15 protein-coding genes and 1 tRNA gene are annotated in these 15,717 nt (G+C 44.0%); 3 read left to right on the top strand and 13 right to left on the bottom strand.

Annotated features, from left to right (window positions below; all coding sequences use genetic code 11):
* Positions 1-67 precede the first annotated feature (67 nt).
* The 10 genes from argH to ACYVD3_RS17975 form a co-directional block, all read right to left on the bottom strand.
* Positions 68-1,441, bottom strand: a complete 1,374-nt coding sequence (argH, locus tag ACYVD3_RS18020) for an argininosuccinate lyase (protein ID WP_460643872.1) — start codon at positions 1,439-1,441, stop codon at positions 68-70.
* A 151-nt stretch (positions 1,442-1,592) separates the two neighbouring features.
* Complete coding sequence (locus tag ACYVD3_RS18015; RefSeq protein ID WP_460643871.1) at positions 1,593-4,484, bottom strand: YfhO family protein; 2,892 nt, start codon at positions 4,482-4,484, stop codon at positions 1,593-1,595.
* Between the two features lie 30 nt (positions 4,485-4,514).
* Complete coding sequence (locus ACYVD3_RS18010; RefSeq protein ID WP_460643870.1) at positions 4,515-4,925, bottom strand: GtrA family protein; 411 nt, start codon at positions 4,923-4,925, stop codon at positions 4,515-4,517.
* Between the two features lie 143 nt (positions 4,926-5,068).
* Positions 5,069-6,034 (bottom strand): FAD:protein FMN transferase, encoded by a 966-nt coding sequence (locus tag ACYVD3_RS18005; RefSeq protein ID WP_460643873.1) that lies wholly within the window; start codon positions 6,032-6,034, stop codon positions 5,069-5,071.
* 32 nt (positions 6,035-6,066) lie between these two features.
* A complete protein-coding gene (locus ACYVD3_RS18000; protein ID WP_460643869.1) occupies positions 6,067-6,984 on the bottom strand; it encodes a sirohydrochlorin cobaltochelatase in 918 nt (305 codons plus the stop codon).
* 27 nt (positions 6,985-7,011) lie between these two features.
* On the bottom strand, positions 7,012-8,202 hold the full coding sequence (locus tag ACYVD3_RS17995; RefSeq protein ID WP_460643868.1) for an iron-containing alcohol dehydrogenase: 1,191 nt from the start codon (positions 8,200-8,202) through the stop codon (positions 7,012-7,014).
* 127 nt (positions 8,203-8,329) lie between these two features.
* The gene (locus tag ACYVD3_RS17990) at positions 8,330-9,250 is read right to left on the bottom strand and encodes a LysR family transcriptional regulator (RefSeq protein ID WP_460643867.1); all 921 of its coding nucleotides are present in this window, start codon (positions 9,248-9,250) and stop codon (positions 8,330-8,332) included.
* Positions 9,251-9,267: 17 nt separating this feature from the next.
* Complete coding sequence (locus ACYVD3_RS17985) at positions 9,268-9,930, bottom strand: redox-sensing transcriptional repressor Rex (RefSeq protein WP_460643866.1); 663 nt, start codon at positions 9,928-9,930, stop codon at positions 9,268-9,270.
* A gap of 74 nt (positions 9,931-10,004) precedes the next feature.
* Positions 10,005-11,054: a tRNA preQ1(34) S-adenosylmethionine ribosyltransferase-isomerase QueA gene (gene queA / locus ACYVD3_RS17980; RefSeq protein WP_460643865.1), complete on the bottom strand. Its 1,050-nt coding sequence runs from the start codon at positions 11,052-11,054 to the stop codon at positions 10,005-10,007.
* A gap of 64 nt (positions 11,055-11,118) precedes the next feature.
* Complete coding sequence (locus ACYVD3_RS17975) at positions 11,119-11,871, bottom strand: hypothetical protein (RefSeq protein WP_460643864.1); 753 nt, start codon at positions 11,869-11,871, stop codon at positions 11,119-11,121.
* A gap of 112 nt (positions 11,872-11,983) precedes the next feature.
* Here ACYVD3_RS17975 and ACYVD3_RS17970 point away from each other — a divergent pair.
* Positions 11,984-12,055: transfer RNA gene (locus ACYVD3_RS17970), tRNA-Arg, on the top strand.
* A 288-nt stretch (positions 12,056-12,343) separates the two neighbouring features.
* On the opposite strand, the gene ACYVD3_RS17965 is transcribed toward ACYVD3_RS17970, so the two are convergent.
* The gene (locus ACYVD3_RS17965) at positions 12,344-12,772 is read right to left on the bottom strand and encodes a tyrosine-type recombinase/integrase (RefSeq protein WP_460643863.1); all 429 of its coding nucleotides are present in this window, start codon (positions 12,770-12,772) and stop codon (positions 12,344-12,346) included.
* A 697-nt stretch (positions 12,773-13,469) separates the two neighbouring features.
* Between ACYVD3_RS17965 and ACYVD3_RS17960 the strand changes: the two genes are divergently transcribed.
* A complete protein-coding gene (locus ACYVD3_RS17960; RefSeq protein ID WP_460643862.1) occupies positions 13,470-13,910 on the top strand; it encodes a DUF6097 family protein in 441 nt (146 codons plus the stop codon).
* A 133-nt stretch (positions 13,911-14,043) separates the two neighbouring features.
* Positions 14,044-14,409, top strand: coding sequence for a hypothetical protein (locus ACYVD3_RS17955; RefSeq protein WP_460643861.1), 366 nt, complete (start codon positions 14,044-14,046; stop codon positions 14,407-14,409).
* 175 nt (positions 14,410-14,584) lie between these two features.
* On the opposite strand, the gene tnpA is transcribed toward ACYVD3_RS17955, so the two are convergent.
* Both tnpA and ACYVD3_RS17945 read right to left on the bottom strand, forming a co-directional pair.
* Positions 14,585-15,007 carry an IS66 family insertion sequence element accessory protein TnpA gene (gene tnpA / locus ACYVD3_RS17950; RefSeq protein ID WP_460643860.1) on the bottom strand — a complete coding sequence of 141 codons (423 nt, stop codon included), beginning with the start codon at positions 15,005-15,007 and terminating at the stop codon, positions 14,585-14,587.
* 130 nt (positions 15,008-15,137) lie between these two features.
* Entirely contained in the window at positions 15,138-15,530 is a 393-nt protein-coding gene (locus ACYVD3_RS17945; RefSeq protein WP_460643859.1) for a hypothetical protein, read from the bottom strand.
* Positions 15,531-15,717: the final 187 nt, after the last annotated feature.

The raw sequence follows: 15,717 nt of genomic DNA, 5'->3' as shown, positions 1-15,717 counted from the left end.
CAAAAAGAGGAGCCCCCATGATTGTCCTTCCGTCATAGGGGCTCCTCTTCTGCTGCTTTTTTCATATTTATTCTTCAAGCTTTTTCTTATAAATCTCTATAACCTTTTTCATTGCTTCCTGACCTGGCGCTCCGATTGTTGTCCTCTTTTCCACGCAGGTTTTTAAGCTGATGGCCTCATATATATCTTCTTCAAATACCGGACTGATGGCCTTATATTCTTCCAGGCTCATGTCATCAAGGGCGATTCCCTTTTCAATACAAAACAGCACAAGCTGCCCCACGATCCCGTGGGCATCCCGGAAGGCCACCCCATGATTAACAAGATAATCAGCCGCATCCGTTGCATTGGTAAAGCCGTTCTTTGCGCTGGCCTCCATCACATCCTTTCGGAAGGTCATGGTGGAAATCATCCCTGAAAACAGGGCAAGACAGCCCTTTACCGTATCAATGGCGTCAAAGGTCAGTTCCTTATCCTCCTGCATGTCCTTATTATAGGCAAGGGGGATCCCCTTCATGGTGGTCAGTAAGGAAACCAGTGCTCCATAGACCCTGCCGGTCTTTCCCCGGATCAATTCCGCAATATCCGGGTTCTTTTTCTGAGGCATGATGCTGCTTCCGGTGCTGTAGGAATCATCAATTTCCACAAAACGGTATTCATTGGTATTCCAGATAATGATCTCCTCACAGAATCTGCTTAAATGCATGGCAATGGTGGACAAAGCGCTTAAAAGCTCGATTAAGTAATCCCTGTCGGCTACGGAATCCATGCTGTTAAGAGTGGGTCCGTCAAATCCCAGAAGCTCTGCACTATATTCCCTGTCCAGGGGATAGGTGGTTCCGGCCAAAGCACCGGAGCCAAGGGGACAGTAGTTCATCCTTTTTTTGATGTCATAAAGGCGGGAACGGTCCCTGTCAAACATTTCATAATAAGCGCCGATGTGGTGGGCCAGGGTAATTGGCTGGGCTTTCTGCAAATGGGTGAACCCAGGCATATAGGTGTCCAGATTTTCCTCCATAAGCTTTAAAAGCTCCTTAAGAAGTCCTTTTACCAGGGAAGATAACTCGTCAATCTCATCTCTGGTATACAGCTTCATGTCAAGAGCCACCTGGTCGTTGCGGCTGCGTCCGGTGTGAAGGCGCTTTCCCGCTTCCCCGATCCGTTCCGTGAGAACTGCTTCCACAAAAGAGTGAATGTCCTCATGCTCGGCAGTTATCACCAGGTCTCCCCGTTCTAAGTCCTCCCTGATCTCCATAAGGCCCTTTACGATCTTATCCCTGTCTTCCTCCTTGAGAATCCCCTGCTTTGCCAGCATCTTCACATGGGCGATGCTGCCTTCAATATCCTGATGATAGAACTTTTGGTCAAATGATATGGATGCATTAAAATTGTGAACCAACTGATTGGTTTCCTTTGTGAAGCGTCCGCCCCATAGTTTCATAATCTAAATCTCCTCTTTCCTTTATTTCTTCAAGCAATGAGCCGTGGGCACAAATGCAGCCATTCCTGCCACGGCAGATGCTGCAAGGGTCAAATCCCCCGCATCCTGCTGCGTAAACAAGTTACATACCCCTTATGTTGCTGCGGAGCATTTAACCTAGGTCATGAACCCGCATGGGCCTGCGCTTTTTTCTTTTAACTGCGGATAAACCTGCAAATGTCAGCAGAACAACCATACTTCCAGCCGTAATGATACCGCCTGTCTTCAATCCCTGGGGCATATATTCCAGAGAAATATCATGGGTTCCTGCAGTCATATGCACACTTAAAAACGTATCAAATACTTTATAAGGCTCCACCGCTTTCCCGTCAACCTTAATTGTCCAGCCTTTATCATAAGGAATGCTTAAAAACAGCAGCCCCGCCTTTTCGGCCGTGACAGTTCCCTGAATCTGGGTATCCGTCCATTTTGCAAGCTTCATGGAATTCCTGTTCAAAATGTTATACACGGACTCCAGTCCTTCAGGCAGAAAGCGGTAGGCGGCTGCTACCAGATCCTGATCATTGTCATCGTTTCTCAAGGTAATCTTCTCCCCTGACTTTAAATGGCCCAGTTCCAGCAGATATCCCCGGCTCACATTGTCAAAGTTCCTGGTCTTCTCACCTAATTGGGCATTTACCTTTTCCACCTTTTTATTGCTGACATACACATAATAGTCTCCATCTTCCTCCGGCGTAAAGGTAAAGCTGGTTCCGTTTATTTCGCTTGGAATCTCAGAAAGCACCGGACTGGCTCCCAATACCACGGAAAGATCATTCTGAACCTCTGCCGGGTTTGTCCTGTCTAGCTGCCAGTTGTTCTCAAGGTCATAAGGCACCACAAAGCCCAGGGACAGGGCATAGGTATTTTCCTTTAAAAACATCTCATCCTTTGATGAAACCGGCACAGATACGCCGTCATCCGGAGTTTCCTCGGAGTACAGGGCATATTTAACTGCAAAAAGGGCGTCTACCAAAGGTGTGCTTCCTGTAATGCTGTAAGCATTGGTGGAACTTTCGCAGCCCAGCTTTTTAAAGAACGCCGTAAGATCCGCATTGGCAGTGGAAGAAAACAGGGAGACCGTAGGGAAGTTCATCCAGGCTCCGTCATTCTTGGTTTTGCGGGTGACTTTTTCGATCCGGTAAAAGGAGGTATTGGGCATCAGGCTTGCTGCCAGCTCCGAAGATGCCTTATTGTCTTTTATATAGCTGGTCCGGCTGGTGGTCGTCACGCTGGTAACCGTGGTATTTACCGCAGCTTCCAGGGAAACCACGCCAAGGGCTAATAGCACCAGCACATTCCGGCTGACCCCTTTCTGATAAAGACCCACAAGGCCTGCATAAATGGAAAGGAACAATATAGCCACATAGAATACCGAAAAATGGTAAGCCTCATCCGTTATAAGCTTCTGGGCCAGGAGAACAAAGATCACCGATGCAAAAAAGGCTGTTACAACATGCTTCCAGGGAATCTCGTGTAAGTGGGTATAGGCCTCATAGCACGCCAGCAGAATGAGAAAAGTGTAAATAAAGGACTGTCTGCAGGGCAGGCTGTTTGGATAATGGAATCCATGCCAGATAAAGTTCAGCACATTAACGGAAAAGCTGGCAAAGAAAAACAGCAGCATGGAGCACATAACGATTTTTTCCCTCTGGCTGATCTTCCGGCAGCCCAGATAAAGAAGGAAAAACATAAGAACTGCCACACCGCAGTAAATGTTCGGCCAGTGGTCCAGCCCGATCTCCGGCTCTACCGCCGGAAGATGCCTGGCGATCATGTCAAATATGGAAAAGTAAGAGCTGATGGTCTGGGGGAAATTAAAATCCCCGGAAGCCGTGGACTGCAGCGCATAAATTTCCGGAAGTAAAACAGCGGCAGAAAGGCCTCCTGCCAATAGAGAAAACAAGGCAAACAGCCCTGCATTGATCAGAACATCTTTCCAGGATTTCCAGCCCTCTAAAACAAGAAGGGCAACGAAATAAAACACCATAAAAATACATATCATAATAGATATGTAATAATTAGATAAAATTGATAATCCCAGGGTTATGCAATATAGGATGCACTTCTTTTCCTTAACCAGCCTCTCCAGTCCCAGCATAATAAGAGGAAAGAGAAGGATGCAGTCCAGCCACATGATATTCCAGCTATAAGCCGCCATATATCCAGACAGGGCATAGAAAATGCCAAAAAAAGCAATTCCAAAATCTCTGGTACGGTTATGCCTGCGCAGATACCAGGAAAAGGAAAGACCGCTCAGCCCGATCTTAAATACGATCATATAGGTCATAAACTCTATGACGTAATTTTTAGGGCAAAGAACCAGCAGCCAGTTTAAAGGACTTGCCAGATAGTAGGCATAAAGGGCGGCAAAATTCACCCCCATCCCCATATTCCAGCTATACAGCAGACTGCCTCCATGGGTCAGCTTATAACGGAACTCTGAAAAAAACGGGGCATACTGATGATACATATCGGTCCGCAGAAAGCTTTCCTCACCAAAAGGAAAAATCCCCCGCTGGGCAAATATGATGATCATGATCACCATTGGCACAAAAAATGCTGCCAGCAGTCCGTCAGAAGGCCTCACCAGGCTGGAGGCTTTTCCTTCGTTCTTTTCTGATGCCTTTTCTTTAAAGTCTTCTATCTGCCGTATTTCCCATGCTTCCTCATCTTCGTCTTCTTCCGGCTCCTCACGAAATTCCATGAGATCCGGATCAGGAACCTCTTCCATCACCGGCTCCTGATTCCCGCTGTAATCCATGCCCCCATCGTACAGCTCCTCCATTCCGTCAACCGGAATATCCAGGCGGATCCTGGGTGCGGAAGCCAGATCAAATTCCAGCTTTTCCTGTTCATTCTTGGGACCGTAAGCCTCCCTTTCCTCTTTGTTTCCTGCTTTTAAGGCCTTTTCCCCTGTTGTATTTTCTTTTTCACCTGATGTCATTTGCAGCATATCCTCTAGTTCTTTCGATATCTTCTCAATCTCGTCATCGTGTTCCATTTCATTTACCTCTCTTTACAGGGGTTTTTCCTATCTCTTCCGGAATATGAAAACCTTACTGAACACATAGTTGGCAATCACTACAACCACGGATACCAGTATTTTGCTTAAGTATTCATCCATATTGAGCCAGGAAACCATTATCACCATTAGAACCATTTCCATGATGCCTGACACTGCTCTGCATGCGGTAAATGAAACAATCTCCTTCTTGACCACTCTCAGATGCAGGTCATAGCTTTGAAAAACAAAGATTTTATTTACAATAAAGGCAAACAGGACGGATACCACCCATGCTGCCGCCGTTGCAGCCCGGTAGTCAATGCCGGCCCTCACCATAAACCAATAGACAACCCAGTTTACCAAAGTCGTCAGCACTCCAAATATCAGATAGGAAATGACTTCCCGGTTCATGACCTTGTCCCAGATTTTTCTAATCATCCACTTTCCTTTCTTCTGCCCATGCTCTTTGGGCAGGGCCCACCCCGCTTTATCGGGTGTAAAGGTATACCCACAGGGTGTTTCCTCCTATAAAATTGCATTTCTTCTATTGTATTATAGGGAGAGGAAATTGTAAAGGGATTCTAAGGCTCTGCTGCCAGAAACTCCCTGGCTCCCTGAGAATAACGGACCTCCCCATACGACTTGATGAACACTCCGTACACCCCGTCAATGGAGTCTAAAAGCTCCATCCCTTTTTCCAATCCAAGGGAAAAACAGGTGGTAGACAAAGCATCTCCGTCTGCGGACAGCTTTGATAAGATGGTAACAGACACAAGCCCGTTTTCATAAGGATAACCGTCCGTTGGATTTAAAATGTGGTGGTAGTTCACGCCATCCTTTACAAAATTCCGCTCATATACCCCGGAGGACACCACGGACATATCCTTGATGTCCAAGGTTTCTATGGTCTCATTCCGGTCTGCATAAGGCTTTTGAAGACCGATTTTAAATGGTTTTCCGCCAGGCTTCTGGCCCACACAGAGGACATTTCCTCCCAGATTGATCACGGCGCTCTTTACTCCCTTTTCCAACAGGTAATCCTTCATCCTGTCCGCAATATATCCCTTGGCTATGGCCCCGAAATCAAGGGAAGTGTCCGGCGATAAAAAAGTAACCGTATTTCCCTCCAGCTTTAAATTCCGGTAATCCACCTTTTTCCTGGCCTCTTCGATCTTCTCCGCCGGAGGAACCATTGGATTTTCAGATGTGAAATTCCACAGGGAAGACAGGGGCTCCACAGTAATATCAAAGGCTCCTTCTGAGACCTGGGAATAAAAAAGGCCCTTAGAAAGAAGAGCCGCCACATCCGGAGATACTGTTGCGGTCGTTTCACCGGCCGTCCTGTGGTTCAGCTTATAAACCTCGCTTCCCTCTATGGTTTTACTGAAAATATTTTCATAGGACCGGCATAAATCCAGACAACCTGATAAAATTTCAGGATCGTCTTTATCATAAAGGGTTACAGTCACAAAGGTATTTAGCATAAAACCGGATTGAGTCACCGGCTCCCCCCTTCTTTCACAGCCCGCAAGCAAAAGCGCTGCCATACCTGCCATCAAACCAACTGCCCATCCTTTTTTCATTCCATCGCCTCCAGCCTCTTTCTGGCTTCTCCTGCATGGTCCAGGAACATCTGGCGGACTTCCTCCAGTTCTCCCATACCCTTTAACCGGCAGACCACCTGATAGCCCTCAGACTCCAACTGGCATTTCCAGGAGTCTTCGTCTTCCCCTGCCATGTCATTATGAGCGTGGTCGCCAGAAACGATCATGAGAGGCTGCAGCACGATTCGGCTGGAATCCGTTTTTTTCACTTCTTCCTTTGCAGCTTCAAAGTCTGGCTCCCCTTCTACGGTTCCCACATGATACCTGCCATATCCCTTCTGCCTGAAGACCTCCCCCAGGCGCGGATAACACTCATTGGCCTCATGCTCCGTTCCGTGTCCCATGAATAAGATCTCCGTTCCTTCCCTGTCATATTCCTCCGTATCCTCTGCCAGCACACTGCAAAGCCTTTTATAGTCCTCTTCTTCGGAAAGCAGGGGCTTTCCGCACGCCAGCCGGCCAAACCGGTCCTCATACTGTTTTACAGCGGCCAGAATGGTGTCGTTTTCTTCCCCTCCCATGACCAGGGTAGGCTGTACGATCACATACTGAAATCCTTCCAAAACCAATTTTTCCAGAGCCTCCTCCACGCTGTCTATGTGGATGTTGTCCCGCTTTTTCAATATTTCAATAATGATCCGGCTGGTAAAGGCCCGGCGCAGTTCATACCCTGCAAATGTTTCTTTTATGGCCTGTTCAATGGCCTCTATGGTTTTAACTCTGCTTTCATGATAGCTTGTCCCAAAACTCACAACTAAAATCGCCTGCTTCATCCTGATATCCCTTGCTTTCTCTTCATTTTTCCCGATTACCATATCATAGATGAACTTTGCTGTCAAATTCCTTTTCACGCACAGCAGGCGCAAAACCAAAAGGTTCTGCGCCTGCTGCACACATTGCATTCATTTACTGGAGATTATTTAAAAATCTACCTCTTTATCATAGTAACAACAGGTCAGCAGTTTCTCCATCTCCTCAGGCGTAATCGGCCTTGGATTGGAGCCGGTGCATGCATCACCTACTGCCAGCTCAGCTACTGACACTAATTTTTCATTGAACTCTGCTTCGTCAATGATTCCGCCTTCATATTCCTTAATACAGGTAGGAATATCCAGCTTTTTGTTCATGTAACGGATCTCTGCAATTAATGCGTCGACCAGTTCTTCTTCATCCCCTCCTTTAAGACCGATGAAGCGGGCAATCTCTGCATAGCGCTTTGCAGCCTCGGGAACCTTGGAATTAAACTTAATTACCTTCGGTAAGTACATGGCATTTGCACAGCCATGGACAATATGTCCTCCGGAATAAGCGGCCCCTGTCTTATGAGCCATGGAGTGAACAATGCCTAAGAGGGCATTGGAAAATGCCATACCAGCCAGACACTGGGCATTATGCATACGGGCACGGGCTTCCATGTCTCCGTTGTAGGAATCGATCAAATCATTATGTACCATCTTGATTGCGTGAAGCGCCAGAGGATCGGTGTAATCACAATGAAGGGTGGATACGTAAGCTTCGACTGCATGAGTTATTGCATCCATACCGGTATGGGCAGTCAGCTTCTGAGGCATAGTCTCGGCCAGATCCGGATCAACGATGGCAATATCCGGTGTGATGTTGAAATCTGCCAGCGGATACTTGACTCCTTTTTTATAATCAGTAATTACGCTGAATGCCGTTACTTCGGTAGCCGTACCTGAGGTAGACGGGATCGCGCAGAATCTTGCTTTTGTTCTTAATGTGGGGAAGTTAAATGGAATGCATAAGTCCTCAAATGTGGTTTCCGGATACTCATAAAATGCCCACATTGCCTTTGCCGCATCAATGGGTGAGCCTCCGCCGATCGCAACGATCCAATCCGGTTCAAACTCCCGCATCATTTCAGCGCCCTTCATCACCGTATCCACACTGGGATCCGGTTCTACGCCCTCAAACAGCTTTACTTCCATTCCGGCTTCCTTTAAGCAGGCTTCCACCCTGTCAAGAAATCCAAAACGTTTCATGGAACCGCCGCCGACCACCACGATCGCCTTTTTGCCTTTTATATTCTTAAGCTCTTCTAAAGCGCCCTTTCCGTGATACAAGTCTCTCGGTAATGTAAATCTAGCCATCGTAAATTCCTCCTTATGAATTTCCAGTTCAGTTCTATCTATGGAGTATTGTATCTCAACTGTGCAGGGAATACAAAGGTAAAAAAATATATATCAGTATATAAATACTGATATATATTTAACATTCCTATTGCAAAAAAATATTCTTCACTGTTTCCAGCTCTTTTAAAAACTCTTTATCCCAGGCCGTGAAAGAATACCCTTTCCTGTAAATCAGGGCATCCCGAAACATCCCGGTCCTTTTTTTGCACTGGCGTTCCACCAGATGACTCCTTGTAAGGATCTCCTCCGGCATTGGAGAAACCCACATGTAGGTGCGGGGATCCTCCCATAAAAGGTTGAACTGGCTTCCCCGCTCAAATACGTAAACACGTCTTGCAGGCTCCAGAAGCCTTCCTTTCTTTTCAGAGCCCTCCCGGCGGTCCACGGTTCCGTCACCATGGGCAATTTCTATATAGGGCATTAGATCTTCCGCCGTGATTTCCTCTTTTCCTGCCAAAGGATGGTCTGCGGACATAAGAAGCCTTAAGGTGTATTGGAAAACCGGTTCCAGCAGAAGTCCCTTTGCAGATACCGCCTGGACATGGTGCCCTTCTGAAGAAGACTGATACCGAATGATTCCCAGATTGTATTCTCCGGTTTCCACATCTTTTAAGGTGTCCGCGGAATTTGTCTCCCGCAGCCATACGTTCATCCCTTCCTCCTGGCCCAGATTTCGGATGAACCGGGAAAAAGCAAGGCTTAAATAGCTTGCTCTTGGCATGGAAAGAGAAAATTCCACCCCTTTCACCAGATCCGGCTTGTATAAATGCTCCATCTGCTCAATCTGAACCAGAACATGTCTGGCATGCTCCAGAAAAATCCTTCCTCTCGCCGTAGGAACCACACCTTTGGAAGTCCGTTTAAAAATCGGCGCGCCAAGACTCTCTTCCAGAGTTTTAATGGCCTTGCTTAAATTAGGCTGGTCCATGTAAAGGTTGGCTGCCGCCTGGGTAATGGAACCCGTTTTTTCCACCTCAAGGGCATATTGCAACAATACGGTATTCAATCATCTTCCTCCTTTGTCTACTGCCTTTCTTCCTTGTCCGTCTCATAAAGATATTTGGACAAAGCTGCAAGTGACACGGCCATGTTCTCATTCTGCACCAGCACATGATCCGGTACGGTAAGGTGGGTAGGGGCGAAGTTCCATATGGCCTTCACACCCCCGTCCACCAGGCGGTTACATACCTCCTGGGCATATTCTGCGGGGACTGTGATGATACCGATATGAATATTCATTCTCTCACAAAGGTTTTCCAGCTTTTCCATGGGAAAAACCGGCTTTCCCCCTATTTTTGTATTCACCTTTCTTCCATCGGAATCAAAAGCCAGGACGATCTCCACTCCGTACTGCTCAAATCCTCTGTAAGACAACAGGGCCTTCCCCAGGGACCCTACCCCTACCAGAGCCGCCTGGTTGGCATTGTGAAACCCCAAAAACTCCTCCATATCTCTGATTAAGTCCTTCACAAAATAGCCCATTTTAGGCTTACCGGCTGTTTTTGCCACCATTGCCAGATCCTTGCGCACCTGGACTTCATTAAGCCGAAGATCCAGCGCAATGGCCGGCGCCGATATGGTCTCTGTTCCTTCCCGGCATTTCCGTTCCAGATAATGATGATACATCGGAAGACGTTCCAGAGTCTTTCTGGATATTCCTCCGACCATGTTTTTTTTCTCTTCCATCAGCATGTACCCCTACCTCTTTTTTAACAACAGAATTCCCCATTTTATTTTAAGATGCTATCCCGTTCTGATTCTCAGGATGTTTGTCCATCATGCAGGTTCGTAAGAAACATGGCATCGCCAAAACTAAAGAAACGGTAACGCTCCCTAATGGCCTCTTCATAGGCCTGGAGCACATGATCCCGCCCAGCCAGAGCGGATACCAGCATCACCAGTGTAGATTCCGGCAGGTGAAAATTGGTGATCAGGCAATCCAACAGCTTAAAACGGTATCCGGGGTAAATGAAGATCTCCGTCCAGCCGCTTCCTGCCCGTAAGATCCCATCTGATCTGGAAGCAGATTCCACCGTACGGCAGCTTGTGGTTCCCACACAGACAATGCGGCCGCCGTTTTTCTTTGCATCATTGACCTTTTTGGCTTCTTCCTCTTCCACAATATAGAATTCAGAGTGCATGTGATGGGCCTCGATCTCGTCCACCTTTACCGGGCGGAAGGTTCCAAGCCCCACATGAAGAGTCACATGAGCGATGGATACTCCCATATCTTCAATTTCCTTTAACAGTTCTTTTGTAAAATGCAATCCGGCCGTAGGCGCGGCGGCCGATCCCTCATGCTTAGCATAAACCGTCTGATAGCGGTTCTTATCCTTAAGCTGGTGGGTGATATAAGGCGGCAGAGGCATCTGGCCCAAGCGGTCCAGTATTTCTTCAAAGATCCCCTCATAGGAGAACTGGATGAGCCGGTTTCCTTCTTCCACCACATCGATTACCGTTCCCTTTAACAGGCCTTCCCCAAAGGAGATCACCGTCCCCACCTTTGCCTTTTTCCCGGGTTTTACAAGGGTCTCCCAAATGTCGTTTTCCCTTCTCTTTAATAGAAGGATCTCTATTTTTGCCTCAGTTCCCTCTTTCACGCCAAACAGCCTGGCAGGAATGACCTTGGTATCATTAATGACCAGACAGTCCCCTTTCCTCAAATAGGAAAGGATGTCCCGAAAATGCCTGTGCCTGATCTCTCCTGTATGTTTATCCAATACCAGAAGCCTGGAAGCAGAACGGTCCTCAAGGGGATCCTGGGCAATCAGCTCTTCGGGCAAATCAAAATAAAAGTCCCTGACATTCATAAAATTGCTCTCTCCTTTGTCAAAAATGCTTCTCTGCAGGGTGCCACGCAGAGAAGCATCTGTTTTACGTATTGTTTGATGGACTGTCTGATTCCGTTGCAGCCTCCGGCTCTTCCTTCTCATCCATGAGAGTGTGATAAACAGCCAAAAGATTTTCGTCAGATTTTAAGGCGTTCTCAAGACTGTCATTTACTTCTTTCGCCTGCCTTTGCACGGCCTCAGACTGGTTTGCCTTCTCCATAAATTCAGACTGTTCCTCGCTGATATCCCCGACCAGATAACAGCTTCCATCTGCTGCTGTTTTCCCATAGCATACAACCAGGCTTGGGGCCAGGGTTTCCGCCTGACGGAACTTAATGTCAAATCTGGCATAAACTACGTAATCGCCGTCTTCCAATCCCGGTGCCGTATAGCACACCAGGTTTTCAAAACTCTGGTAAAATTTCACTTCTTCTTCCATTTCAGCGCCCTGTTCTCTCAGCGTCTCTTCAGAACAGGTGCCGCCATATACATTAGAAAGCGCTTCCAAATCGCAGGTCCTTCTGGCTTTGAAATAAGCTTCCATTAGATCATGGATGGCGGGTATCGCCTCTTCCTGCAGCGTGATCTCTTCCTTTACAGACTCCGATGCTGTACTTTCAGTCGCTTCTGGTTCTGCCGATACATGAGCCGGATCATTTCCTGTCTGCTCAGGCTCATCGAAAACAACAACGGCAAAAATCAATATAATCGCTGCCAAGGGAAATACCAGAAATCTCAAAAGCCGTCTGGTCTCTTCCTTTGAACGCTTCTTCCATTTTTCTATTAAGTCCTTCATATAGGCTTGACCTCCTGGAGAATCAATCTCCTTTCCATTCTAACAAAAAAACAGACAAAAATCAACAAATACTATTGCACTTTAAAAGAATCTATAGTAGAATATAAAAGATGCATCTGTAGCTCAGTGGATAGAGCAGTGGCCTCCGGAGCTGCGTGCGTAGGTTCGATTCCTATCAGGTGCATTCTTTTTTTACCTATTTTTAACCCTCTCAAAATCCTTATTTTATAAGGATTTTCTTGTATTTATCAGCGTTTCTCGAATTCTCCTGTATCCTGGATTTTACTGGTTTGTACTGGCTTTTACTGGTTTTTGCTGAAAGATAATGGGTCGCATAATGGGTCAGATAATGGGTCAAAAATCCATCACTAAACCTTGGAGATACTGGACATTACATCTGTCATCTTATCATTTAAAACGTGGATATATGTGCTGTATGTAATATTAATATCGGCGTGTCCTAAGAGTTTGCTTAGGTCTTCTTCTGCTTTCCCACAACAGAACCGCTTTTGTCTCGTTCTTTTGCTTTGGTCAAGGTTTTATTTACCCTTAACGTCCTCTTAGCAAAATCAATATTCTTCCACTCCAAAGCCAAAGTTTCACCAATTCTCATTCCAGTGTTTAAAATCAGCAGCAGGACAGGCATATGCTTAAAGAACTGATTATTGCTCTCCCGTAATGTATTATTAAATTCATACATTTTGTCAGTTATGTCTTCTGGAAGTATTTCAGTCTTTTTTGTCTTTACTTTCATGTTGCGCTCAATTGGCAATTGAACGGCAGGGCATGGATCAAAGGTTATTTTCTGTGAGTTATAGGCATACTGGAATACCCCTTTTACAAATTCATAATGCTTCTTTACCGTGGAATATGCCTTTGTAGCTGACAAACCGTTAATCATACACTGTATATCCTCTGTAGTCACATTTCCTACCTGAAGCCAACCTATGTAATTGCAAACAGTTATTATACGTCTGTTCAAGTCGATCATATGATACTGGCTTTAATATTGGATATTTTACTGTTTTTATCCAAAATTCGGCATAGTCTCGGAAAGTTGTGGATTCCACTTTTACAGTATATTTTGACCTGTCCTCATTATATTCCTTAATTTTACGTTTCAGTTCTCTATTGGTTTTAGCATAAAAAGATTTATATATTAGCTTGCCATCTGGCTTCTTACCCGCAACATACCTATATTCATATCTGCCATCACTTCTCTGCCTGATTAACCGTAAGCGATGAATAGGTTCTTTCCAATGTTGGTTGAATGTAATGTGATGGAGTGATAGAATTTCTATCAAGGATGGTGATTATAGATGGAATAAAAGCTAATTAAGACGTTGGATGAAAATTTAGATTGTTATGATTGTAAAATAAGAGATGATGAAATTATATCGGACAAAATGTATTGCAATTTGTGGCAAAGCACTGTATAACTATAATCAAAGAAAACTCGTAGCTAAAAATTACTTTCGGAGCAATAGGACTTCAAAACGGTGCTACTGAGTATTTATATTTACTGATTTGCGAGTATTTGTTTTAAAAATCATTTAATATCGAATTATTTATACTTTCACAAAAGGAGTTTATATTTTATGGGAAACGCAGAGATTCTCTACCACACGCTTCAACTTAGTGCTGAACTTGATGAATTGCATAAGTTAATAAGTACTATGGATTTGCCCGTTCAAAAAAGAGATTCTTTTGATGAACAATGTATATTGCTAGAGGAGTACTTAGAGAATAATGACTTTCGTGTAAATTGTCGTAGAATGAAAAAGGTAAATATGATTACAGGTTTGTTTGCGATACCTTTTTCGATTGTGGTAATTGGACTCTACATCAGTGGAAAATTTAAAGCAGATAGTAATTTTATTAGCTACATTTTCAATAATATGTGGATTATTTACGTATCGGGTGTTTTTTTAGTTGCGTTGTTTATTACTGCCGTATACTTTTATGCACTTAGAAGAAATCTGTATTATAAAATCTACCCTAAACTAAAACAGAGGTTACAAAATCTAAATGCAAAATAAGCACTAAGCCGTTTTGGAAACATATTTGCTCTTCTGAACAAGGACAAATATTTTCTAACGTGCAATTTTCTTAGCTACAGTCATTTTACATCAAAAGTTATTATACTTATTTTATATTAAGGAAGGTGAATTAATGAAATTATCAATGACATCAAAATATATGGAAGAATTGAAACAGAAATATTGTGACGGTAATGGGGCGTTTATAGGTGCTTACGCCATACGAAAAGGTATATTAACGGGCAAGGCTTTTGCTCTATTTGTAAATACAGATATGATAAAGGTTGTAAGACTTGGAATATATACATTAAATATAAAAGAAGATTACTCAATCAATAAAAAAGATATAGATACCATCAAAACAAAAAAAGGGTTAATTTTTAATAATGTTAAGATAAAGACAAGTGATGGAAAAACACATAAATTTAAAATACAAAAAAACGTTTGGACATTAAAAGAAAGTCAAAAGGAAGTATTTGAACGTCTGAGTATATTTTAAGCTCGTCTACTGTGTAAATGGTAAATAACCAGTCCAGGTCAATAAGTTCGCCGCCCGATTGGGGCGGCGGTATATTTACCGTATTTTTAGTTTTCTACAACGATCTGGCAATTCCTCTGACCACGGCATTAATCTGCCAGTTTATCTTCCGGAACATTATTTCTTGGATAGTGCATTAGCTCAAGCAGATAAGAGAAGTACTCATACGGCTTAAGGCTATTCGCTTTTGCTGTTTCAGCAATACTGTATAAGGCAGCGCTAGCCACTGCACCGTTCTTCGAATCGATGATGTGCCCGCTGTGTTTACCAACGCAGAATGACCGGATACTTCTTTCACTAAGTTGTTATCAAGAGGTATTTTCGGATCCTCAAGAGTTGTTGCAGGAACAGTTTTTTCCGGGAGTGCCGGCAGTTTAACAAAGCTGTTATGTATCAGAGCAGCTTCTTTCACTTTTCTTAGCCAGTAGTAATAGGCATGGCGTGATAATTGGTGCTGTTCACAGTATTCATCAACCTTCAGACCGCTTTGACAACGGTCTTTAATGATCCTGGTCCACTCACGGAGTCGGATCTGGTTGGTTGCAAGTCGTGTGTCCATGTGGAGTTTCTCCTTGAGTTCTGTGTGAAAAGTTAGTTAGAAACTTTTTCAACTTTACATCATTATCTCAATTTTGCGAGGAACACGAAAGTAGACGAGTTATTTACCATTTACACTTAATTTAAGTATATTATTTTGTTTCAAGATTAATAATTGGTAACCTGTTAATCTGTTTGAACAAATAGGTTTCTCCATCTATCATAACTGTGAACGTCTTCTTTTTTCCATTATATAGTATTTTGGTATTATGAAATTTCGAGCTATTGATAAAATGCTCATTATCTAGTCCTTTTGAATAAGTTCCTTTATCCTTTTCATCATAATCGTTGTAATAAAATGAATAGTTATCATCTAAATCAAAAACCATAGACGCAAAAGGAAGTTTTTCACATGTATAGGTTCCTTGCAAGGTTGGGGATTCCTTCACCGAATACATGGATTTTATCCAAACAAGAAAAATGCCAACTATACATATAAATAAAAAAACAAAAAGTCCAACTAGTGTTTTATTATGTGTTTTCATCTTTATTTTACTTTCACCACTTCTAAGTAGTTTTTCGTAGGTACTTTTGCATATTCATTGCCTACATATTCCCATTTTCCATTCCCCGCAGTAGGTTTTCTATAGTATACCATAATATCTCTCCATTAAATATTTTTGCAGTTATCGTAGCATTTTTCTTCCAAAGCGCAGTATCAATTATTTTTTC

It is taken from the genome of Lacrimispora brassicae, assembly GCF_054772055.1.
The sequence above is the reverse complement of the archived record's forward strand: the minus strand, read 5'-3'. Positions and strand labels throughout refer to the sequence as shown.

Coding starts and splice junctions, on each gene's coding strand:
- argH (WP_460643872.1), bottom strand. CDS start 1,441: ATGAAACTATGGGGCGGACGCTTCACAAAGGAAACCAATCAGTTGGTT.
- ACYVD3_RS18015 (WP_460643871.1), bottom strand. CDS start 4,484: ATGGAACACGATGACGAGATTGAGAAGATATCGAAAGAACTAGAGGAT.
- ACYVD3_RS18010 (WP_460643870.1), bottom strand. CDS start 4,925: ATGATTAGAAAAATCTGGGACAAGGTCATGAACCGGGAAGTCATTTCC.
- ACYVD3_RS18005 (WP_460643873.1), bottom strand. CDS start 6,034: ATGGCAGCGCTTTTGCTTGCGGGCTGTGAAAGAAGGGGGGAGCCGGTG.
- ACYVD3_RS17995 (WP_460643868.1), bottom strand. CDS start 8,202: ATGGCTAGATTTACATTACCGAGAGACTTGTATCACGGAAAGGGCGCT.
- ACYVD3_RS17985 (WP_460643866.1), bottom strand. CDS start 9,930: ATGGAAGAGAAAAAAAACATGGTCGGAGGAATATCCAGAAAGACTCTG.
- queA (WP_460643865.1), bottom strand. CDS start 11,054: ATGAATGTCAGGGACTTTTATTTTGATTTGCCCGAAGAGCTGATTGCC.
- ACYVD3_RS17975 (WP_460643864.1), bottom strand. CDS start 11,871: ATGAAGGACTTAATAGAAAAATGGAAGAAGCGTTCAAAGGAAGAGACC.
- ACYVD3_RS17965 (WP_460643863.1), bottom strand. CDS start 12,772: ATGATTAACGGTTTGTCAGCTACAAAGGCATATTCCACGGTAAAGAAG.
- ACYVD3_RS17960 (WP_460643862.1), top strand. CDS start 13,470: ATGGGAAACGCAGAGATTCTCTACCACACGCTTCAACTTAGTGCTGAA.
- ACYVD3_RS17955 (WP_460643861.1), top strand. CDS start 14,044: ATGAAATTATCAATGACATCAAAATATATGGAAGAATTGAAACAGAAA.
- tnpA (WP_460643860.1), bottom strand. CDS start 15,007: ATGGACACACGACTTGCAACCAACCAGATCCGACTCCGTGAGTGGACC.
- ACYVD3_RS17945 (WP_460643859.1), bottom strand. CDS start 15,530: ATGAAAACACATAATAAAACACTAGTTGGACTTTTTGTTTTTTTATTT.